The following is a 21,922-nucleotide window of genomic DNA, read 5'->3' on the forward strand; positions in this document are numbered from 1 at the left end:
GAAAGGAGTCAGACGGTCCATAATGCACCGCCTCCGTGCGGTTCGAGTCGACGAATCCGTTGTAGAAGCGGGTTCTATGGCCAGAATCCGGCGAATCCGACCACGAGCCAAAGGAGACTTAACGACGACCGACGTATCCCCTCTAATATGAGCGAACGACACAGCGAGGTTGCGACGCCGTTGACCGCGATGGCGTCGGCGTGGACGCGGTTCGCGGAGTCCGCAGTGAAGGGCGCGACCGCGGCGAATCGAGCCGCGTTCTCCGCGTTCACCGTCGACGGGTACGCCGACGCGTACGACCCGGGCGACGACGACCCGGACGCGGTGCGGGAGGCGTCGGTCCCGTCGCTCGCGTACGAGGAACTGGATTGGACGTTCGAGCGAACGGTGGACGCGCCGGGCGACATCACGGTCGGTGACACGGTCTCCTTCGAGAAGGGGATCGACGAGGACAACGTTCGCGCGTTCGCTCGCGCGAGCGGCGACACGAACCGACTGCACCTCGACGACGAGTTCGCCGCTGACACGCGCTTCGGTGGACGCATCGCGCACGGTACGCTCGTCTCCGGACTCATCAGCGCGGCGCTCGCGCGCCTCCCCGGCCTCACGATCTACCTCGGGCAGGACCTCGAGTTCCAGGGGCCCGTCCAGATCGGTGACCGCGTGAGCGCCACCGTCGAGGTCCTCGAGGACCTCGGGAACAACCAGTACCGGCTGTCGACCGTCATCCACGACGAGTCCTCCGACGAGCCGGTCGTCGACGGCGAAGCGGTCGTCCTCATCGACGAACTCCCCGAGAACTGAGCGAGGTTCGTCGTCACGGAACGTTCTCCGGGGCACACGGATTCACGCTGTCGTCCGAGCAGCCGGACAGCACCGGTCACGGAGCGGTTATCTCCTGAAGACGCGATTGGACGAGCATGAATACGACGTCCTCGTCCACGGCGAGCGGCTGGTTCGGCGCTGTCGCCGTCGCGACCGACTGGGCGGGTGCGCACCTCGGGGTGACACCCGGCCGCCAGCGGACGCTCGCGCTCTCGTTCGCGACGCTCTCGGTGGTGCTGCTCGCGGCGTTCGTCGTCGTGAACGCCGCGTCGTTCGACTCGGGCGTCGCGTCGACGCAGAACTGAGGCGCCAGCAACTCGCTTTTAGGTCCGCCGAAACGGATAGACACTCTTTTAGGTTTGCCTAAACAGGCTACGTGTAACTGATGACGGAACCCGACATCTGCGTCGTCGTCCCGACGATACGCGAGTGGGACTGCGTCGAGGCGTACGTCGCGAACGCCCGCGACCACGGCTTCGACACCGACCGCCTGGAGTTCGTCCTCGTCACCGAGGACTTCTGTCCGACCGACGAGATGCAGACGATGCTCTCCGACCTCGGCGTCGCGGGGTCGGTGTTCGACGAGAGCGACCGCGAAGCCTGGTACGAGGCCAACGGCATCGAGGAGTACTCCCACCTCGTGCCCGCGGCGAGCCACGCACAGACGTCCTTCGGCCTGCTGTACCTCTGGGCGCAGGACCATCCCTACTGCATGTTCATCGACGACGACACCCTCCCCCACGAGGACGTCGACTTCTTCGGCACGCACATGGCGAACCTCCAGTACGAGGGCGAGCTCACCGAGGTCGCCTCCGACGAGCAGTGGGTGAACGTCCTCTACCAGAACTTCGAGGAACACGACCTCTACCCGCGCGGCTACCCCTACTCCGCGATGGACGAGGAGCGCGAGACCGGGACCGCGCACGTCGAGGACGTCGTCGCCTCGCAGGGCCTGTGGACGAACGTCCCCGACCTCGACGCGGTCCGCATCCTCATGGACGGCGACCTCCAGGGGCAGGCCCAGACGCGGACGAGCACTGACGACTTCGGCGAGGACTTCGTCGCCGCACGCGAGAACTACCTCACCGTGTGCTCGATGAACCTCGCGTTCCGCCGCGAGGTCGTCCCCGCGTTCTATCAGTGCCCGATGGACGACAACGCGTGGGACGTCGGCCGGTTCGACGACATCTGGAGCGGCCTCTTCCTGAAGCGCGCCTGCGACGTCCTCGGGAAGCGGATCTACAACGGCGACCCGCTCTGCGAACATAACAAGGCCGCGCGGTCGACGTTCGGCGACCTCGCGAACGAGGTCCCCGGGCTCGAACTGAACGAGCACGTGTGGGAGCTCGTCGACGACGTCGGTGCGGACGCGGACTCGTACGCGGCGGTGATGGACGCGATGGCGTCCGCGTTCGCGGACGGCGACTTCGACGACTGGGAGAACGGGGACTTCCTGAACCACGTCGGCGAGTACATGCACGACTGGCTGGACGCGCTCGCGGCGCTCGACGGCCTCCCGGGGCGGACTCGCGCCGCCGCCATCGCCGACGACTGACCGACCGTCTTCTCGCTCTCGTGCGGTTCTCACCGGAGAGCGTCGTGTCCGTCTCGAACGAATCTCGCCGCGGAGCGTCGTGCTCGTCCCGAACGGCCCCTTCGTCGGGGGCTCGGGGTCGGGGAACCGTTGCGGTTTTCGGTCTCCGGGACCGACCACCGGTGTAGGCGCGAACCGGCAAGTATATATGTTTTAGGCCGGCCTAAATCAAAGTATGAGCGACGACGACGGACCACGACGACGTCTCGGACGCCGCGAGGTCCTCGCGGCAACGGCAGCCACGACCGCGACGGCGACAGCAGGTTGCGTCGGCGGCATCTTCGGCGGCGACGACGAGGGACAGCCGGTCAGTCTCAGCGACTTCCGCGGCTCCGGCCCCTTCGTCTCCGGCCGCGCCGCCCCGGACGGCACCTCCATGGACGACCTCGACGACCTCTCCGGCACCCTCTCTATCTACATCGGCGGCGGCGAAGGCGGCCTCTACCGCGGCCTCATCGAACTCCTCCAAGAGAAGTACCCCGACTTCGACGCGAGCCTGAAGTCCGCGCCCTCCACGCAGCTCGCGAACACCATCATCGAGGAGAGCAAGAACGGCCAGTCCCGCGCCGACGTCTTCTGGAGCATCGACGCGTCCTCGCTCGGCCTCGTCGCCAACGAGGGGTACGCGACGTCGCTCCCGAGCGCCGTCACCGACCCCGTCCCGAGCGAACTGCAGGACGGGGACGGCCGCTGGGTCGGCGTCGCCGGCCGTGCCCGCGCCATCCCCTACAACACGAACCGCTTCAGTGCGAGCGACATCCCGAACACGGTCGACGCGTTCGCGAACCAGGACCGGTTCGCGAACTCCATGGGCTGGGGGCCGACCTACGGCGCCTTCAAGTCCTTCGTCACCGCGATGCGCATCATGGACGGCCGCCAGGCCACGAAGCAGTGGCTCCAGGGGATGGTCGACCAGGGCACCGAGGAGTTCCGCGACGAGTACTTCGTCTCCCGCGGCGTCGCCACCGGCGCAGTGTCGGCCGGGTTCGCGAACCACTACTACGCCCTCCGCGTGAAGGCGGCGCGCGAGAACCCCCCGATCGACCTCGCGTTCACCGAGAACGACGCCGGCGCGCTCGTGAACGTCTCCGGCATCGAGGTCATCGAGGGAACGGAGCGCTCCGACCTCGCGGGACTGTTCGCCGAGCACCTCCTCACCGCGGAAGCCCAGGAGTTCTTCGCGACGCGAGCGTACGCCTACCCGATGATCTCCGGGGTCAAACCGGTCGGTGACCTCCCGACCATCGACGAGCTGAACCCGCCGGAGCTCGACCTCACGAAGCTCAGCGACCTCGAACCGACCCTGGAACTGATGCGCGAGGTGGGCATCCTCTGATGGTGACCGAACGGGGGGACGACTGATGGCGGCCGAGGAGGGTCTCTTCGACGCGCTCCGTCGCGAAGCACGCGGTGAACGCACGCTCGCGCTCACCCTGTTGAGCGCCGCGGTCGCCGCGCTCGTGCTCTCCCCGGTCGCGTGGATCGTCCTCGAAGCCAGCACCGTCGGGCTCACGCGAGCGGTAAACCTCCTGGCGGGGGCGCGGATGATGCAGGTGCTCGTGAACAGCCTCCTGCTCGTCGGCCTCGTCACGGGCGCCTCGGTCGTCCTCGGCGTCCCGCTCGCCATCCTGACGAGCCAGACGGACCTCCCGTTCCGCCGGTTCTTCACGGTCGCCATCTCGCTCCCGCTCGTCGTCCCGAGCTACATCGGCGCGTTCGCGTACTTCACCGGGTTCGGCGAGAACGGCGCGCTCACCGCGGCACTCGCGGACGCCGGCGTCTCCGTCTCGCTGCCGCCGATGACGGGACTCGTCGGGACCGCCGTCGTCCTCACGCTGTTCACGTTCCCGTACGTGTTCCTGTCGACCCGCGCGAGCCTCGCGTCGTTCGACGGGACGCTCCTCGAAGCGGCGCGAACGCTGAATCACTCGCGGACGTCGGCGTTCGTCCGCGTCGTCATCCCGCAGGTCCTCCCCGGCATCGCCGCCGGCAGTCTCCTCGTCGCGCTGTACGCGCTCAGCGACTTCGGGACGCCCGCCATCATGGGGTACGACGTGTTCACGCGCATCCTCTTCGTGAACTACTACGACTTCCAGCTCGCGGCGCTCCTGTCCGTGCAGCTGCTCGCGGTGACGGCGGTCATCATCGCGCTCGAATCCGCGGTCGAGTCCGGTGACGCCTCCGGGTACGCGTCGAGCAACCCCGACGCCGCGACCCGACTCGAACTCGGCTGGCTGAAGGGCCCCGCGCTCGCGCTCTGCTCGCTCGTCGTCGTCGCCGCGCTCGCGGTCCCCATCGCCGTGCTCGTCCTCTGGCTCGTCCGCGACACCGGCGGCACCGGGTTCGGGTACGCGTTCTCCTGGGAGTACGGCTGGAACTCGCTGTCCGTGAGCGTCCTCGCCGCCGCTGGGAGCATCCTGTTCGCGGTCCCGGTGGCGTACAACTCCGTCACCGACGACGGCCGCCTGTCGCGGCTCCTCGAACGCGGGACGTACGTCGGGTACGCCGTTCCCGGTATCGTCGTCGGCGTCGCGCTGGTCGCCCTCGGCTCGAAGTACGCGCCGTTCCTCTACGGGCAGATTCCGCTGCTCGTGTTCGCGTACGTCGTCCGGTTCCTCCCGCAGGCGGTCGGGAGCGTCCGCTCGTCCGTCCTCCAGGTCGACGGGCGACTCACGGAGGCCGCACGCTCCCTCGGGCACTCGCCGCGTGCGACGTTCCGGAAGGTCACGCTCCCGCTCGTCGCCCCCGGTATCGTCTCCGGCGCCGCACTCGTGTTCCTCACGACGATGAAGGAACTCCCGGCGACGCTCTTGCTGAGACCGGGAGGTTTTGAAACCCTCGTCACCTACATCTGGATGGTACAGGAGTCTCGCCACTACGGGAACGCTGCCGTCCCCGCGCTCGTGCTCGTCGGCGTGTCGGCGGTCTCGATGCTGGTGTTGCTCTCGCGAGGTGGAAACGATGTCACGTAAGGAAGGTGTAAGCGACGTCAGAGACGGTGGAAGCGATGTCACGTAACGAACCCAGGCGAGCCCTGGAACGCGAGGACCCGTACGGGCAGGCCGCGTCGAGCGACGACGCGGACCCGACGACGAACGACGTCGTCCTCGAACTCGACGGCGTGACGAAGGTGTTCGGGCCGGAGTGCGCGGTCGACGAGCTCTCGCTGTCGGTCAGGGACGGGGAACTCCTCACGCTCCTCGGGCCGTCCGGCTGCGGGAAGACGACGACCCTCCGGATGCTCGCCGGCCTGGAGCGGCCGGACGGCGGCGAGGTCCGCCTGAACGACCGCGTCATCGCGGACGGCGACGGTCGGTTCCGGAAGCCCGAGCACCGCGACGTCGGTATCGTCTTCCAGAACTTCGCGCTGTTCCCGCACCTGACGGTCGCGGAGAACGTCGCGTTCGGCCTTCAGGACCGCGACGACGCCGCGACCGCCGCTCGCGTCGACGAGCTCCTGGACCTCGTCGGCCTCGAAGCCCAGCGGGAGTCCAAGCCCGCGCAGCTCTCGGGCGGCCAACAGCAGCGGGTCGCGCTCGCACGGTCGCTCGCCCCCGAGCCGAGCGTCCTCCTGCTCGACGAGCCGTTCTCGAACCTCGACGTCCGGCTGCGCGAGCAGATGCGCGAGGAGGTGCGCGCCATCCTCAAGGAGGCGGGCGTGACCGCGGTGTCGGTCACGCACGACCAGGAGGAGGCGCTCTCGATATCCGACCGCGTCGCGGTGATGCACGACGGCGACGTCGAGCAGGCGGGGACGCCCGAGAAGGTGTTCCAGCACCCCGAGTCGCGGTTCGTCGCGTCGTTCCTCGGGCAGGCCTCGTTCCTCACCGGGCACTTCGCCCGAGGGGCGGTCGAGACCGCGCTCGGTGACTTCCCGGCGTCGATGGTCGAGGGGCTGACGACGGAGTACGAGAACGCCGAGGTCGACCTGCTCGTCCGCCCGGACGACCTGCGTGCGACGCCGGTCGAGTCCGACGCGGGCGGGAACGGCGAGATCATCTACCGCCAGTACATGGGGCCGTCGTTCGTCTACCGCGTCCGCCTCGACTCCGGGGACGTCGTGCACTGCCAGCACAACCACGTCACCGACTTCGAGCTCGGGCAGCGCGTGAACGTCGAACTCGTCGCGGACCACACCATCGCCTGGTACCCGACGCAGTAGCTCCGTGGTCGACGCCGACTCCGTCCTCGCGTCCGTCCGCGCCTGGGCGAGCGACCGCCGCGAGGCGCTCGCGCTCGCCGCACTCGCGGGCGTCGTCGTGTTCGTCGTCTCCGTCGTCGTCTTCCCGTATCACTCGACGAACCACGACGAGGCGGTGTACCTCCAGCAGGCCGCGCTCCTTCTGGAGGGCCAGGTGTTCATGCGGCCGCCGGTTCCCGACGCGGTCCGCCCGTGGTTCTTCGTTCGCGACGGCGACGCGCTCTACTCGAAGTACACGCCCGTCACCGCCGCCGTCTTCGCCGCGGGGAAGGCGCTCGCGGGGTCGTACCGCGTCGCACTCGGCGTCGTCGCCGCGGGGAACGTCGCGCTCGTCGTCGCGCTCGCGAAGGCGGCGTTCAACCGGCGGACGGCGCTGCTCGCCGGCGCGCTCCTGGTCGTCTCGCCGCTGTTCGTCGTCTCCTCGTCGGTGTTCCTCTCGTACGCACCGACGACGCTCTGCAACCTCGCGTTCGCCTACGCGTACGTCCGGAGCGCCCGGGTCGACGACGGGTCCTCCGCCGGCGACTCCGGCGACCGCCTCGACGCGAGTCGCCGCGCGCTCGCGTGGGCGGCGGTCGCCGGCGTCGCGGTCGGGCTGGCGTTCTTCTCGCGGCCGTACACCGCGGTCCTGTTCGCGACGCCGTTCGTCGCGCACGCCGCCTACCGCACCCTCGTCGTGCGCTCCCGACGTGCGCTCGCCGCGAACGCCGTCACCGGCGCGCTCGGCGTCGCGTTCGTCGCCCTCGCGCTCTCGTACAACGTCCTCGTCACGGGCGACGCGCTGACGTTCCCCTACCAGGCGTTCGCGCCAGCGGACGGCCTCGGGTTCGGAACCCGCGAGATTCTCGACTACTCGCGGGAGTACACGCCGGCGCTCGCTGTCCGCGCGAACGCCGAGATCGTCGCCAGACTCCTCGCGCGCTGGGTGCCACTCGGTATCGCCGGCACCGCCCTCGCGGTCTGGGGCGCGCGACGCGCGTTCGACGACGACGCCAGCGGCGACGATGCCAGCGCCGGCGGTTCCGACGCCGACGTGACCGCCACGAGCCGCGACGCCGACCCGGCAGCCACGACGCCCGACGCGCTCTCCGACCGGACGCTGCGCGCGCTCCTGCTCGCCATCGCGCCCGTCGTCGTCCTCGGTAACGTCGCGTTCTGGGGGAACCTGAACCTCCTCGGGGACCTCGACGTCCTCGGCGACGGCCTCGTGTGGACGCTCGGCCCGTACTATCACTTCGACGTCCTCGTCCCCGTCGCCGTCTTCGGCGCCGTCGGTGCGCGCGACCTCGCTGGTCGACTCCGCGCTCGCGCCGCCGCGACCGACGGCACCCGCGGTCGAGCGGTCGTCGCCGTCGCCGTCGCGCTCGCGTTCGTCGTCGCCGCGGTCGGCGTCGGCGCGCTCGCACACCCGGTCGGCGCGAACTACGTCACCGGCCAGCACCTCGCGGACGCCTACGACGTCGACCGCGAATACGACGACGCCGTCGTCTTCCTCCCGCAGATATACGGCGACTGGCTGAACCACCCGCTGCAGGCGTACCGGAACGACGCCGGGTTCGACGGGGACGCCGTGTACGCGCTCGACCGCGATGAGGGGAACTTCGCGGTCGTCGACGCGTTCGCGAACCGGTCGTACTACCGGTACACGTACCGCGGCCGCTGGCTGCCGTTCGAGGGCGAGTCCGTCGAACCGCGCGTCCAGCCCGTCGACGTCGCTCGCGGCGCTCGCGCGGGCGTCGACCTGTCGCTGGGGACGCCCTCGTGGACGGTCCGCGGCGCCGTCGAACTGACGACCGACGACGACACCGTCGCGTACTACGTGAACGATACGACCGACGACGTGGACGCGCGCCTCGTCGTCGCCGACGGTCGCGCCCGCCTCGACGGAAGCGACGTCCACCCGCGAGACGGGAACGGGAGCGTGCGCGTCGCGAGCGCGGACACCGTCACGGTGACCGCGTTCCTCGGCGGCCAGGGGACCGCGGGACTGACCTACCGCGTCGAGACGCCGGTCCGCGGTGGCTCGGGGACGAACGCGAGCGCGGTGATGACGCCGTACGTCGAGACCTGCGTCGAGTTCACGACGTGTCGGGGTGGGGCCGCGTACCTCCCCGACGAGAGCGACCCCGGCGTCAGCGTGACCGTCGACGTCTGGGCGAACGCGACCGGGAACGAGTCCACCACCCCAGACGTCGACGACCGTATCTCTGTTACCGGCCCTCCGCGGCCGAGTCTCGACTCGGACACGGTCGCGAGCGTCTCCGTCCACGCGCCAGTGGCCCATCGACTGACCGCGCGCTGAACCGCGGTCTGGACCCGACGCGAACCGTTGAATCACGCGACCAGACGTCGAAACGCGGTGGTATTACCAATGGCTATTGAACCCAGAAGACGTTTACGTGGCCGGAATCGAGGAACGGACCTGTATGGCCCGCGAGAGCCCGCCTCCCGGAGGTGAGCGGTGATGGACGTCGCCGGCGTCCACGCGGAACTCGCCGTCGACCCGGCCGACGCCTGTCCGCTCGACGCGCTCGCCGAGGACCTCGACCTCCGCCGGTTCGTCCCCGGGTCGCCGACCGGGCCGGCGCAGGTCGTCGTCGCGCCCGAGGACGGCGACGACCCCGCCGCGGACGCGAGCGACGTCGAGGGCGTCCACCCCGTCATCGAGGTCGAGACCGACGCGATCTGTCGGCTCGACCCGTCGGAGTGCCCGCACGACCCCTGCCTCGGGGAGGGCCTCGGGTTCCTGCCGGTCGAGCCGTTCCACATGCGGTTCCGGGACGGCGAGCTGTCCTGTCACCTCGCCGCGAACGACGACGCCGAGGTCCGGGAGTGCGCGAGCGCACTCCGGGAGGCCGGGTTCGACGTGACCCTGCGGGCGCTCCACGCGGACTCGCTGCCCGGCGACGGCTCCATCGCCATCGTCGACCTCGACGAGCTCACCGAACGGCAACGCGAGGTCGCCGCCTACGCCGTCGCGAACGACTACTTCTCGCTGGACGGACCGACCGCCGCCGCCATCGCCGACGACCTCGGCATCTCGAAGTCCACGCTCTCGGCGCACGTGCGTGCGGCCCGGCAGAAGATCGGTCGGCAGGTCTTCGACTGACCTGAGTACTTAAATCACCGAATTGTTCGGCGTCACGTCCAACGGTTCTCAGGACAGTAATTACTATTGGTGAGACAACGATGACGACGAACCGCCGTACGTTCATGAAGCGCGCAGGAAGCGTCGCCGCACTCGCAGCTGTCGGTGCAACCACCGCGAGCGCCGAGTCCGGGTGGAGGACGCGAGAATCGCCGACGGAACGGACGCTGTACGACGTGGAGGAGACCGCTGGCGGTGTGTACGCGGTCGGCGCGGGCGGTGTCGTGCTCGAACGCACCGCGAAAGGCTACGTGAAGGTGCTTGATGGCGGGCCGACCGGGAACGGGAACTCGCTGTACGGCGCGGACGTCACCGACGACGGGAAGCGCCTGTGGTTCGTCGGCGCGAGCGGCGCGATCGGCGAGTACGACGTCGAGACCGGTAGCCTGGACTCGCACTCGGCGCCGATGGACGTGACGAACAACTTCAACGACGTCTCCGTGACCGGCGACGCGGGCGAGGTGAACGTGTACGTCGCTGGGGACTCCGGGAAGCTGTACTACTCCTTCGAGAACGGCGCGAGCCAGACCTGGGAGTACTCAACGCCCGCCAGCGGCGCGGCGATCAACGCGGTCGACTTCCACGACGTCAAGAGCGGCCACATCGTCGACGGCAACCAGACGGTCCTGTACACCAGGGACGGGGCGACGTGGGACCGACTGGGGATCGCGAACGCGAACAACAACTTCTACGGCGTCGACTCGGACGGCTTCGACGACGTCTGGGTCAGCGGTGGCGGCGGCACCATCTTCCACTGGAACGGCAGCGAGTGGATCCGCTCGGACACGGGCGACGCGGGTCAGCGCGACATCGAGGTCGCGGGCGCGGACAGCGGCTACGTGGTCGGCGGCGGCGGGAAGGTCTACGACCGCGAGAACACCAGGTGGAGCCAGGACGCGACGCCCAGCGGCGAGAACCTGAAGGCGGTGGTGCTGCGTGGCGGCGAGTCCGCGGTCGCGGTCGGCGCCGGCGGCACCATCCTCGAACGCTGACGCCCGACTCGACTGCCGTCACCGCCCCGAACCGCAGAGCACATCGGACGGACGCCCCGTCCGCTCCCCCATGCCACTACGACGGACGCTCCGACGCTCCCCCATACCATCGTGACGGCTTCCGGCCGTCACGTCGCTCGAACGACGCACTGTCTAACGCTCACTCGTTCTCCGTGCGGTCAGTCAGTCGAACAGCCGCCGGGCGTGCTCCGCCAGGCAGACCTCGAGGATGCCGGTGCCGATCTCCCAGCCGCCCTGGATGGGGTCGAGCTTCGTCTCGCCGGCGCGCTCGCCGTACGTGATGGGAATCTCGATGACGTCGTACCCGCGCATCGCCGGGCGGATGAGCAGTTCGGCGGAGAGCGCGGTGTTCGTCGTCCAGACGACCTCCTGGAGGACGTCCCGGCGGTAGGCGCGCATCCCCGTCGTGGTGTCGTGGACGCGCGTCCCCATCAGGGCGCTCGCGAGCACCGCGAACGCGTGGTTCCCGAAGCGGTTGAACGCCGGCATCGCGTCCGCGCCGTGATAGAGACGGTCGCCGGACACGACGTCGTACCCCTCGTTCACCTTCGCCAGGAACCGCGGGAGGGCGTCCATCGGGTACGTGTCGTCGCAGTCCGTCGTTACGACCACAGGGCGGTCCGGCGTGAGGACGGCCTCGCGGACCGCGACCCCGTACCCCTGGGGTTCCTGCTCGATGACCGTCGCACCCTTCTCGCGAGCGATCTCCGGCGTGTGGTCGTCCGAGCCGTCGACGCAGACGACCTCGGCGCGGCCGTCGGTCACGCGGTTGATGTCGTCGAGGACCGTCCCGATAGCGGCCGCCTCGTTGTACGTCCCCATCACGACGGCGACGTCGTCGAACGTGAACGCCGACCCGTCGACGGACCCGTCGTCGGTGTCTGTCATGGCTTCGGCTAGCCAGCGCGCCGACTTTAGGCTTGCCAAAACTCTGGGCGTGGTCCTCAGACGGGGTCGACGTCGTGGAGGAACGTCTGGAACTCCATCGTCCGCCCGTCCGGGTCCGTCGCGAAGAACTGGTAGATGCCGAACTCGTCGTTCACCTCGGGTTCGCCACGTGCACGACCCGCGAACTGCTCGTAGAACTCGTCGACGCCCGCTCGGTCCTCGGTCACGAACGTCAGGACGCCGTCGGTCTCCGTCTCGTCGCTCGCACAGAACCCGAACAGGAGGTTGTCGTACCTGCAGATGGTGCACGCCGACTGCTCCAGCCACACCTCCGCACCGACCTCCTCGACGTAGAACTCGGCGGTCGACTCGTAGTCCTCGCAGCTGAAGAACACGATTCCGGACATATCCAGCGGTGCACGCGCCACGATGAAATGACTTCGCGTTGCGGGACTCGACTGCCGGAAGCACGCGAGTGGAATCGACTGCCGGAAGTGAGCGGGCGGAATCGACTGCCGGGAGTCGCTATCGGCGTGTCAGCCGGTGAGTTCCGCGAGGAACAGCAGGACCTGTGGTGCGACGAGCATGAACGCGCCGACGGCGATGAGGAGTGCGGGCGTCCACAGGAGGTTCATGCCGGCGCCGAGCCAGAGACCGAGTCCGGCGAGCAGGCAGAGGATGCCGATGATGCGTAACACCCAGGCGAACGCCTCTTCCAGTCCCGAGTCCGCGACCAGTTCGACGACCTCCAGTGCTTCGTCCATGACACCTGGACCGTGCCCGCAGACGCCCTTCGACGCCCGTCCTAAACAGTGAGGCCCCAGCGAGCATCGATGCCCGACCGTCGGCAGACCGGCGTTTCGATTCCTGCGTTCGACGCTCCCGGACAGTAAATCTCACCGCCTACCGGCAATCAACTTTTTCCCAGTCCGGTCTCAACGGGGAGTCGATGACACGTCTTCGTCGCACGCTTGCGTACTTCGGCTTCGCGGCACCTGCCGCATCTATCGGTCTCGTGTTCCTCGCGACGCTCGTCGACCCGAAGTACTCGTGGGCGACGCGCTCGCTCTCGAGCATGGGCGAATCGACCGGGCTCGGACTGCTCGCGGTCGGCTCCTCGAACCAGCTCGCGTGGCTGCTGTTCAACGGCGGCCTGTTCGCCGGCGGCATCCTCGGCCTGCCGTTCGTCGCGCTCCTCTGGATGGACGCCCGGAACCGCCTCGAGCGCGTCGGCGCCGCCTGGTTCGCGTTCGCGCTCGTCTGCATGTCCGGCGTCGGCGTCGCGTTCCTCGAATCCGACGCCGCCGCCGCGCCGTTCGACCAGTTCCACTTCCTGTTCGCCGTCCTCCTGTTCTTCTCCATCGCCATCGCCCCATGGATCCACGGCTCCGGGATGGCGCTCGCCGACGACGCCCGAGCGGGCGTCCTGACGATGTGGCTCGCGAACGTCTACGCCGTCCAGTGGGTCGTCTGGATGATCCTCGAAGCGTTCGTGTTCACCGGCGACGGCGACACGTGGACGTACTTCGCGGTCCCCGAGTTCGTCGGCGCGCTCGCCCTCGGCGGCTGGGCGATCTGGCTCGCCACCCGCAAACTCCGCGACGTCTGACGACGACCACTGAGCGGTTTCCGTTCCCGGAATCGTTCAGGGGACGCCACGCAGCTAGTCCCGGAACCGTTTAGGCGACGCCGTCGGGTACGTCACTCATGGACACCTGGCGTCGACGAACCGCGTACTACCTCGTCGGGCTGGCCGCCGTGATGCTCGCGTACGCCGGGCTCTACTACTACGGGATGAACACGATAGAGGGACGACCGCGGACGTTCCTCCACGCGCTCCAGGTCATCGTCGAGACGTTCACCACGACCGGCTTCGGGTCCGACTCGCCGTGGCAGACGCCGGAGATGAACGTCCTCGTCATCGTCATGGACCTCACCGGCGTCGTCCTCATCTTCCTCGCGCTCCCCGTCCTCGTGTTCCCGCTGTTCGAGGAAGCCATCTCGACGACCGTCCCGACGGCCCTCCCCGAGGACGTCACCGACCACGTCGTCATCTGCACGTACACGACGCGCGTCGACCCGCTCGTCGCCGAACTCGACGCCGTCGACGTCCCCTACGTCATCATCGAACCGGACCGCGACCGCGCCACCGAACTCGTCGACGCCGGCTACGACGTCATCCAGGAGAGCCCCGACACGGAACGCGGCCTCCGCGGCGCGAACCTCCCCGAAGCGCGAGCGCTCGTCGCGGACGTCTCCGACAAGGTCGACGCCAGCATCGTCCTCGGCGCGCGCGCCATCTCCGACGACGTCCCGCTCGTCAGCATCGTCGAGGAGCCCGAGAGCGTCCGCTACCACGAGCTCGCGGGCGCCGACGTCGTGCTGTCGCCGCGGTCGATACTCGGCGGGAGTCTCGCGAACAAGGTCGCTGCCGCGCTCACCGCGGACGTCGGCGCCGCTATCGAGATCGGCGATCAGTTCGACATCGTCGAGTTCCCGATCCATCGCGGCAGCGAGATCGTCGGGCGGACGCTCGCGGAGAGTGGCCTCCGCGAGCAAGCGGGCGTGAACGTCATCGGCGCGTGGTTCGACGGCGACTTCCAGTCCCCACCGGACCCCGGCCGACGGATCGAGTCCGGGACGGTCCTCCTCGTCTCCGGAGAGGAGACGGCGCTCGAACGCGCGAAGGAACTGACGCTCAGCGAATCGCGGCGGGTCGCGGGTGGCGAGACCATCGTCGCGGGCTACGGCGAGGTCGGCCAACAGATCGCGGCCACGTTCGACGACGCTGGCCTCTCCTACACCGTCCTCGACGTCGAGGAGAAGGAGGGCGTCGACGTCGTCGGCGACGCGACGGACGCGTCGACGCTCGAACGCGCCGGCATCCACGACGCTCGGTCGCTCATCCTCGCGCTCCCCGACGACACCGCCGCCGAGTTCGCGACGCTCGTCGCACGCGACCTGAGCGACTCTGTGGAGATCCTCTGTCGCGCGGAGGAGGTCGAATCCACGAGGAAGATGTACCGCGCCGGCGCGGACTACGTCCTGTCGCTCGCGACCGTCACCGGACGCATGGTCGCGTCCGAGGTCCTCGACGAGGACATCATCTCGCTGAACACGCAGATCGAGGTCGTGCGAACGAACGCCCCCGAACTGGCGGGGCAGACGCTCGCGGACGCTCGCGTCCGGTCGCGGACCGGCTGTACCGTCGTCGCACTGGAACGCGACGGCGAACTCTACACGGACCTCGGGCCGGACACCGAGATCCGCGCGGACGACGCCCTCATCGTCGCCGGAACGGACGCGGGAACGAACCGGTTCAAGGAACTGCTCGCGTAGTCACTCCGGGTCGACGACGCGTTTCGGGCCGGAGCCGACGAGTTCGCCCTCGCGACTCCCCGGCCGGACGTACGTCCAGACGCGCGACCCTTCGCCGCCGCCGTCGACCACGGGCGCGTCCTTGAGGCCGCGTTTGATGCATCGCCACCACCCGGAGTCGGTGTCGTACCCCGCGGGGTACTCCGCGTAGAGCTCCTCGACGAAGTCCCCGCGTTTCGCGCGGTCGACGTCGCGGAGGTACGCGAGCGCCGCGCCGACGGCCTCCCGTCGCGGCGCGCACGTCGACTCGGAGCGACCGGGGACGTCGAGCGAGTCCAGGTCGACGAGGTCCTCGCCGGGTCGGACGTCCGGACTGGAGCGCGCGATGCGCGTCCCCGACCGGTAGTCGAGCCCGGTCGAGGGCTCTCGGCCGAGGCGTTCGCGGGTCTTCGCGACCGCTCGTCGCGCGAACTCGTCGAGACGCTCGCCCTCCACGCCCTTCAGTTGGTTCGCGTGCGACCCGAGGGACTCGTCCTCGAAGCGTTCGACGCGCTCGGGCGCAAAGTTCCCGCCGACGTCGAGCGGGTCCCCACGGTCGCTCGCCCCGTCGTCGCCGTCCTGGCGCGGACGCTCCAGGCCGCGGCCGTCGTTCTCGTGCCCGTCGCTCGCGGGCCGGGAATCGGTCGACGCGGGCGTGAACGCGGCCGACGCCGTCGAACGCGTCGTCCTCGAACCACTCCCGTCGGTCGCTCGTGCACGCCCATCGTCCGCCGCCGCGGTCGCCTCTCGGTCTACGGCTCCGTCCCGGTCTGCCGCTGTGTCTCGGTCCGCGGTCGCATCCCGAGCGTCGTCTCCGACGTCGCGCGACGAGAGCTCGGCCTCCAGCTCGTCGACCCGCGCCTGGTACTCCGTGAGCAACTGGTCGCGTTCGGTGCCCTGCTCGATCGCGGCGCGATTCCCGATTATCCAGCGCAGGTACTCGCCGCGGTCCTCGAACCCCAGGAGGTCGACCTCGGTGTCGAGCTTCCGGGCGTCCTCGGCGGACAGCTCGAGGCGTATCTCGGGCATCACCGATGGCTACGCCCGTCCCCAATATAAATCGTTGCGCAAGACACCGAGCCCTCGCCGTGGAGAACGTTCGCACGACCGGGCCAAACCCTTAAATCTCGGCTAACGCATACGAATGGGTATGCACAAGGACGAACTCCTCGAGCTCCACGAGCACATGGTCACGATAATGGAGAACTTCGACGACCAGGACGAGGTCCCCGACGGGCTGTTCTCGACGTACCGCGAACTCGACATCGACCCCTCGGACGTCCACAAGTCGAAGAGCGAGCACAAGCACGCGGTGTTCGTCCTCGGGAACTCGCTCGCGAACGCGATGAGCGAGGACGAGTTCTCGAGCGCGGGCCGCATCGGCAAACGCATGAAGGAGCTCGCCGAGGACGCCGAGTCGAAGATCTGAACGCCACCGCTCCTGTCGTCGCCTTGTCACCGAGTGGCGACGTCGTGGAGAGTCACGACGGCGGAACCTATTTGGTCCGTGTGGGGCGAAAGGCAGTACATGGACTCCCGAACGGAAGCGCGCGTCAAGGACTGGGACTCGCGTCCGTTCTCTGACGGCTACGATGACCTGCGAGAGCTCGCGGACGCGGCGTTCTCGGGGGCGGTCGAGACCGGGTCGACGACGGCGTTCGTGTTGAACGGGAAGGTCGTCGGCGTGGTCGGCGGCGACGTCGAGTCGTTCGACGGCGCGTCGGGCACGATCTACGAGGCACCCCACCCGAGCCTCCCGCTCCTGTTCGCGATGCGCGAGCAGGGCGGCGAGGAGCGCGCGAAGTACTACACGAACGACACCCCGATCTCGGAGGCCGACGGGACGTTGTCCTCCGGGTCGTTCACGGGCTACGTGGAGCTCTCGGAGAACGTCCTGTCGGGCGATTACTACGTGGTCTACTACGGCGGGCGCTCGATGAGTTGCGCGTTCGTCGGGAACCAGGAGAACCTGATAACGGACGACGAGGCGTTCGACCGCGCCGACGACGAGGTCGGTATCTACACGGTCTGGGACGTCGACATCGAGGTCCAGGAGATTCCGGCGGACGAGGACCCGGACGACGACGCCGCGACGAGTACTGGCGGGGCAGCAGCAGGCGGGGCAAGCGCTGGCGCTGGCGGTGTCGGTTCGAGCGACGCGACCGGCGAGCGAGCCGATTCGACGGGCACGAACGGTGGTCGAGCCGGTTCGACGGGCGCGAACGGCGGACGGGCCGGTTCGGGCGATGCGACGTCCGCGCACTCGGAGGTGGACGTCACACCGGACGACGCTACCGACGTCGCCGCGTCGACCGCGTCGGACGTGGACGACGAGGCCGCTGGCCGCGACCCGACCGGCAATGGTGCGGACGACGCGGTCGCGGCACCACCGGTCGACGAAGCGGGAGCGACGGTCGAGGACGCCGACCCGGCGGTCGGCGACGAACCGGTCGTCGGCGAGGCCGAACCGACGTCGAACCCGCCGTCGCGGAGCGACGACCCCGACGACAGACGGGAAGTGGACCGACCCACGGACGACGCCGCGAGTACCGGAGGTGACGCGTCGACGGAGCGCGAGCACGCCCGGGAGACGTCCGGCCGGCGCGCGCGGACCGAGACCGACGCCGCGAGCGGTCGGAACGCGACGGCGCCCACGTCGACACGAACGACGGGCGAGCCGTCGAACTCGACGACCGGGTCCGAGCCGACGCCAGCGCCGCGTGACGACGGGAGCGGGAGCGCGATGGCGGAGGTCCCCGACGAGGTCATGGCCGAGGTCGAGGACGAGGCACGGGGGAGCGAGGTCGAGGACGAGGTCGCGTGGCGCGAGACCACGACCATCCCCTCGATCAACCCGGACCGGACGACCGACGACGACGAGTCGGACCCGCTCGCGTCGGGCGCCGGCGGGACGAGCGAGACGGCCGGGACGAACTCGGAGAACCGGTCGACGACCGAGCGCGACACCCGCCGGACGTCGTCGACCTCGCGGGCGTCGCCCGCCGACGAGCACGCCACCGGTCGGTCGCGAGCGGACGCGAACCGGACGGCGTCGACGAACGCCCCAGCAGGTGGCGGTGCGGACCCGGAGCGCGTCACCGAACTCGCGGACGAACTCGAGAGCGTGCGCGAGGACCGCGACCGAATCGCGACCGAACGCGACGACCTCGAGGCCGAACGCGACCGGCTCGCAGAGCGGAACGACGACCTCCGGGAGCGCGTGGCGGAACTCGAGGACGAGGTCGCGGCGCTCGAACGCGAGCTCGCGTCGGCGCGCGAACGACTCGAAGCGGAGACGCCGGCGGACGACGTCGTCGAACTCGCCCCTCGCGAGGCGCTCGAAGGGACGAACCTCTTCGTCCGGTACGGCTCCAAGAGCGCGACGACGCTCGAGGACGTTCACGACAGCGACGTCGGCATCGCGGACCTGGAGGCGAACCTCCGCCTCGAGTACCACACGAGCTTCGACGCCGAGAACGCCGTGGTCGACGGGAAGGCCTACGACGAGTTCCTCTACGACTCCACGCCGTACCAGTTCGTCGAGTGGTTCGTGTACGACCTCGTGTTCGAGATCCGAGACACCGGCAACGAGAGCGACCTCGGCGACCTCTACGAGGCGTTCCCGAAGGTCGACCGCATCGAGCTCTACGGCGACGTCTCGCTGCGATACGAGGAGGACGGCGAGGAGCACCGCGAGCAGACGACGTTCGACGTCGTCGTCCGCGACCGGATGGGGAACCCGCTCGCGGTCGCGAACGTCAACGCCTCGCGGGACCCCGCGACGGAGAAGATGATGGTCGACCTGCAGGAGCGCGCCACGCGCGTCAAACGGACGAGCGAGGCGCTCGCCGGCGCGTTCATGGTGACCGCGAGCTTCTTCGCACCGGAGGCGCTCGAGATAGCGAACGAGGCGACCAGCGGCGGCATCCTGAGCCGCGACTCGAAGAAGTCCTACGTGAAGCTCTCCCGGAAGCGCGGCTACCACCTGTGTCTCGTGGAGACGCGGAACGGCGAGTTCCACGTGAACGTCCCGGAACTCTGAGCGAGCACTGGAATCGTCGAACCCGGTTCGTTCTCCGTGCGAGTGACGGCCTCCCTGTGAGCGGCGGTCTCCGTGCGAGTCGGTTCGAACGCGGGGCCCCTCGACTCGCGGCTGAATGAGGAGTCGTCGAGCACGAAGCCGTCGCTGGGGGTGTGCGTCGAGCGAGAGGAGAACGAGAGCTCTAGTTCTCGACTTCCGCCGCGCTGTCGATCTTCATGTTGTCCATCTTGTCGACGATCTCGTCGATCTTGCCGTCGAGGTCGTCGACGAACTCGCCGGTGTGGTCGGTGGTGATGGCGCCCTGGCTCGAGGGCTCGATGAGGTTCTCCTCCTCGAGGACGCGCAGCGAGTAGCGAACCTTGTGATGGGGGTAGCCCGTCTCGTTGGACATCTTGACGATCCCGATGGGTTCGTTCTCGATGACCATCTTCAGGACCTGCAGATGCCGCTCCAGCATGTCGACTTCCTTCTCAAGTCGGTCTATCATGGCATTTGTTAACTTGTCGTTCGGGGTTTTAAACCTTACTCTCCCATTGGCATGGTCTCGCAGAACAGTGTCTGAATTTGACAGGCGCGCCACATAGGTCTTCTGGTCGGTACCGGAATCCCGTCGGTGGGTTCGACGAGCCGTCGGTCAGTGCCAGCTCGTCCCAGTCACGTCGTCGGTACGCGCGGACTCGCCAACGACCGACGGTATCGAAATCTGTTTATCGGGGCCTCGTGAAATCTCCCGTGTAAATGACTGTTACCATCGTCGGTTCCCAACTCGGAGACGAGGGGAAAGGCGGCGTCGTCGACCTCTACGGCGACCCCGCGGACGTCGTCGTCCGCTACCAGGGCGGGGACAACGCCGGACACACCGTCGTCGAGGACGGAACCGAGTACAAGCTCTCGCTCGTTCCGAGCGGCGCCGTCCGCGGGAAGGTCGGCGTCCTCGGCAACGGCTGCGTCGTCAACCCCGCTACGCTCTTCGAGGAGATGGACGGGCTCCGGGACCGCGGCCTCGACCCGGACGTTCGCGTCGCCGAGCGAGCGCACGTCATCCTTCCCTACCACCGCGTGCTCGACGGCATCGAGGAGGAGGTCAAGAGCGAGACCGACAGCGCGGTCGGTACCACCGGTCGCGGCATCGGTCCGACGTACGAGGACAAGGCCGGTCGGCGCGGGGTCCGCGTCGGCGACCTGCTCGACGAGGACGTGCTCCGCGAGCGCGTCGAGTACGTCGTCCCGCAGAAGCGCGCGCTCCTCGAGGACGTCTACGGCATCGACGTCGAGGACCTCGAGAACCCGGACGCGTTCGACGTGGACGCGGTGTACGAGACCGCGCTCGAGTACGGCGAGCGCCTCGCCGAGGAGGACATGACGGTCGACGCCGGGACGTTCCTCGCGGAGAAGCGCGCGGCCGGCGAGAACGTGATGCTCGAGGGGGCGCAGGGGACGATCATCGACATCGACCACGGGAACTACCCCTACGTGACGTCCTCGAACCCGACCGCCGGAGGTGCGGCGACGGGGTCAGGCCTGGCGCCGACCGTCGTCGGCCAGGGCGAGATCGTCGGTATCGTGAAGGCGTACCTCACGCGCGTCGGTCGTGGTCCGCTCCCGACGGAGCTCGCGGGCGTCGAAGGCCAGACGCCGGGGTACGACGGGGACGCGGGCGACGCCGAGGAGGAGCTTGCGACGTACATCCGCGACGAGGGCGGCGAGTACGGGACGGTCACCGGGCGGCCGCGTCGCGTCGGCTGGCTCGACCTCCCGATGCTCCGGCACTCGACGCGCGTGAACGGCTTCACGGGGCTCGCGGTGAATCACGTGGACGTCCTCGCTGGCCTCGACGAGGTGAAGGTCGGGGACACGTACACGCTGGACGGTGAGGTCGTCGAGACGATTCCGTCGACGACCGAGAAGTGGGCGGAGTGCGAGGCGAACTTCGAGACGTTCGAGGGCTGGCCCGAGGTCGACTGGGACGCCGTCGACGAGTACGAGGACCTCCCGGCGAACGCTCGCACGTACCTCGAGTACGTCAGCGAGGAACTGGACACGGACATCTACGCGGTCGGGGTCGGCCCGGACCGCGACCAGACCGTCGTCCTCGAATCGCCGTACGACGACTGACCACCCTCGACACAGGTCGATATTTTTACGTCTTCGGCGCGTGGGGTCGGGTATGCTCCAGTGGCTCCGTGCGCTCGTCCGGTCGTACTGGCCCGGTACCGACGACGAGGACGACGTCTGGGACGCGATTCCGGGGTCGCAGTACGCCGGCCGGCACGCCGAGTCCGGTGGCCTGACTCGCGGCGAACAGGAGGCCGCCATCGCGGACGTCCAGAAGCAGGCCGAGGAACTCGACGAGAACTGACGCGACCTGCGGAGAACGCCGTCAGTCGTCCGCGGTGACGATGGCTTCCTCGTAGGACCCGACGGCCTCCAGCACCGCCTCGCGGTCCGCGTCCGCGACGTCGAACGCCTGGAGCGCATCGTCGAGGTGGTCCGCGATCCGTCCGAAGTCCGCCGGCGTCACGCCGAGGTGCTCGTGCGCGGTCGCCATGTCGTCGCCGTCCCACGTCACTGGTCCGCCGGTGGCGTGCGAGAGGAACTGCGTCTGGTGTCGCCTGAGATCCGCGGGATCAGAGCCTTCGAAGTACGATTCGAGCGCGTCGTCCGCGAGCACGCGGTCGTAGAACTCGTCGACGACGGCTGCGATAGCGTCTCGTTCGCCAAGTCGCTCGTAGAGCGTGTCTTCGGTCACGTCGAGACCGTTCTCGCAGCCCTCGGAAGAATCTGGTCAAAGAACACGTTCGGGTGCCGGCGTCACGCGTCGACTCCGGCCGCCCGGCGGACGGCGCTGTCGTCG

At 68.8% G+C, this 21,922-nt stretch carries 21 protein-coding genes; 15 read left to right on the top strand and 6 right to left on the bottom strand.

The genetic code is table 11. From position 1 onward, the window contains the following. The first annotated feature begins 147 nt into the window (after positions 1–147). The 9 genes from SM754_RS13655 to SM754_RS13695 all read left to right on the top strand — a co-directional run bounded on the left by SM754_RS13655 (position 148) and on the right by SM754_RS13695 (position 10,760). The gene (locus SM754_RS13655) at positions 148–804 is read left to right on the top strand and encodes a MaoC family dehydratase (protein WP_323676793.1); all 657 of its coding nucleotides are present in this window, start codon (positions 148–150) and stop codon (positions 802–804) included. 116 nt (positions 805–920) lie between these two features. Further along, positions 921–1,130, top strand: coding sequence for a hypothetical protein (locus SM754_RS13660; protein ID WP_323676794.1), 210 nt, complete (start codon positions 921–923; stop codon positions 1,128–1,130). Positions 1,131–1,210: 80 nt separating this feature from the next. Then, positions 1,211–2,380 (top strand): alpha-1 4-glucan-protein synthase, encoded by a 1,170-nt coding sequence (locus SM754_RS13665; RefSeq protein ID WP_323676795.1) that lies wholly within the window; start codon positions 1,211–1,213, stop codon positions 2,378–2,380. Between the two features lie 214 nt (positions 2,381–2,594). Next, positions 2,595–3,755 (top strand): extracellular solute-binding protein, encoded by a 1,161-nt coding sequence (locus tag SM754_RS13670; RefSeq protein WP_323676796.1) that lies wholly within the window; start codon positions 2,595–2,597, stop codon positions 3,753–3,755. A gap of 25 nt (positions 3,756–3,780) precedes the next feature. After that, a complete protein-coding gene (locus tag SM754_RS13675; RefSeq protein ID WP_323676797.1) occupies positions 3,781–5,391 on the top strand; it encodes an ABC transporter permease in 1,611 nt (536 codons plus the stop codon). Between the two features lie 35 nt (positions 5,392–5,426). Further along, positions 5,427–6,581, top strand: a complete 1,155-nt coding sequence (locus tag SM754_RS13680; RefSeq protein ID WP_323676798.1) for an ABC transporter ATP-binding protein — start codon at positions 5,427–5,429, stop codon at positions 6,579–6,581. 4 nt (positions 6,582–6,585) lie between these two features. Next, a complete protein-coding gene (locus SM754_RS13685; RefSeq protein WP_323676799.1) occupies positions 6,586–8,922 on the top strand; it encodes a DUF7846 domain-containing protein in 2,337 nt (778 codons plus the stop codon). Positions 8,923–9,084: 162 nt separating this feature from the next. Further along, entirely contained in the window at positions 9,085–9,729 is a 645-nt protein-coding gene (locus tag SM754_RS13690) for a helix-turn-helix domain-containing protein (RefSeq protein ID WP_323676800.1), read from the top strand. A gap of 104 nt (positions 9,730–9,833) precedes the next feature. Further along, positions 9,834–10,760, top strand: a complete 927-nt coding sequence (locus tag SM754_RS13695) for a WD40/YVTN/BNR-like repeat-containing protein (RefSeq protein WP_323676801.1) — start codon at positions 9,834–9,836, stop codon at positions 10,758–10,760. A gap of 183 nt (positions 10,761–10,943) precedes the next feature. Here SM754_RS13695 and SM754_RS13700 read toward each other — a convergent pair whose 3' ends face one another. From SM754_RS13700 to SM754_RS13710, 3 genes are all read right to left on the bottom strand, one after another. Beyond that, positions 10,944–11,669: a dolichyl-phosphate hexose transferase gene (locus SM754_RS13700; RefSeq protein WP_323676802.1), complete on the bottom strand. Its 726-nt coding sequence runs from the start codon at positions 11,667–11,669 to the stop codon at positions 10,944–10,946. A 56-nt stretch (positions 11,670–11,725) separates the two neighbouring features. Continuing rightward, positions 11,726–12,076 (bottom strand): VOC family protein, encoded by a 351-nt coding sequence (locus SM754_RS13705; protein WP_323676803.1) that lies wholly within the window; start codon positions 12,074–12,076, stop codon positions 11,726–11,728. A 129-nt stretch (positions 12,077–12,205) separates the two neighbouring features. Next, the gene (locus tag SM754_RS13710) at positions 12,206–12,433 is read right to left on the bottom strand and encodes a hypothetical protein (protein WP_323676804.1); all 228 of its coding nucleotides are present in this window, start codon (positions 12,431–12,433) and stop codon (positions 12,206–12,208) included. A gap of 185 nt (positions 12,434–12,618) precedes the next feature. Between SM754_RS13710 and SM754_RS13715 the strand changes: the two genes are divergently transcribed. Then, on the top strand, positions 12,619–13,278 hold the full coding sequence (locus tag SM754_RS13715) for a DUF998 domain-containing protein (RefSeq protein ID WP_323676805.1): 660 nt from the start codon (positions 12,619–12,621) through the stop codon (positions 13,276–13,278). A gap of 98 nt (positions 13,279–13,376) precedes the next feature. Further along, positions 13,377–15,008, top strand: a complete 1,632-nt coding sequence (locus tag SM754_RS13720) for a potassium channel family protein (RefSeq protein ID WP_323676806.1) — start codon at positions 13,377–13,379, stop codon at positions 15,006–15,008. Here the strand turns inward: SM754_RS13720 and SM754_RS13725 are convergent, their stop codons facing one another. Further along, positions 15,009–16,055, bottom strand: coding sequence for a hypothetical protein (locus tag SM754_RS13725; RefSeq protein WP_323676807.1), 1,047 nt, complete (start codon positions 16,053–16,055; stop codon positions 15,009–15,011). 121 nt (positions 16,056–16,176) lie between these two features. Between SM754_RS13725 and SM754_RS13730 the strand changes: the two genes are divergently transcribed. Beyond that, a complete protein-coding gene (locus SM754_RS13730) occupies positions 16,177–16,455 on the top strand; it encodes a UPF0058 family protein (protein ID WP_323676808.1) in 279 nt (92 codons plus the stop codon). Positions 16,456–16,554: 99 nt separating this feature from the next. Next, positions 16,555–19,068: a DUF7527 domain-containing protein gene (locus SM754_RS13735; RefSeq protein ID WP_323676809.1), complete on the top strand. Its 2,514-nt coding sequence runs from the start codon at positions 16,555–16,557 to the stop codon at positions 19,066–19,068. 181 nt (positions 19,069–19,249) lie between these two features. On the opposite strand, the gene SM754_RS13740 is transcribed toward SM754_RS13735, so the two are convergent. After that, on the bottom strand, positions 19,250–19,555 hold the full coding sequence (locus SM754_RS13740; RefSeq protein WP_323676810.1) for a hypothetical protein: 306 nt from the start codon (positions 19,553–19,555) through the stop codon (positions 19,250–19,252). Between the two features lie 251 nt (positions 19,556–19,806). On the opposite strand from SM754_RS13740, the gene SM754_RS13745 reads away from it, so the two are divergent. Together SM754_RS13745 and SM754_RS13750 are read left to right on the top strand one after the other, a co-directional pair. Beyond that, on the top strand, positions 19,807–21,183 hold the full coding sequence (locus tag SM754_RS13745; RefSeq protein WP_323676811.1) for an adenylosuccinate synthase: 1,377 nt from the start codon (positions 19,807–19,809) through the stop codon (positions 21,181–21,183). A gap of 52 nt (positions 21,184–21,235) precedes the next feature. Then, the gene (locus SM754_RS13750; protein ID WP_323676812.1) at positions 21,236–21,427 is read left to right on the top strand and encodes a hypothetical protein; all 192 of its coding nucleotides are present in this window, start codon (positions 21,236–21,238) and stop codon (positions 21,425–21,427) included. A gap of 21 nt (positions 21,428–21,448) precedes the next feature. On the opposite strand, the gene SM754_RS13755 is transcribed toward SM754_RS13750, so the two are convergent. Continuing rightward, positions 21,449–21,817 carry a group I truncated hemoglobin gene (locus tag SM754_RS13755; RefSeq protein WP_323676813.1) on the bottom strand — a complete coding sequence of 123 codons (369 nt, stop codon included), beginning with the start codon at positions 21,815–21,817 and terminating at the stop codon, positions 21,449–21,451. Positions 21,818–21,922 lie beyond the last annotated feature (105 nt).

This window comes from Halorubellus amylolyticus (assembly GCF_034808145.1).
Taxonomy (GTDB): Archaea; Halobacteriota; Halobacteria; order Halobacteriales; family Natrialbaceae; genus Halorubellus.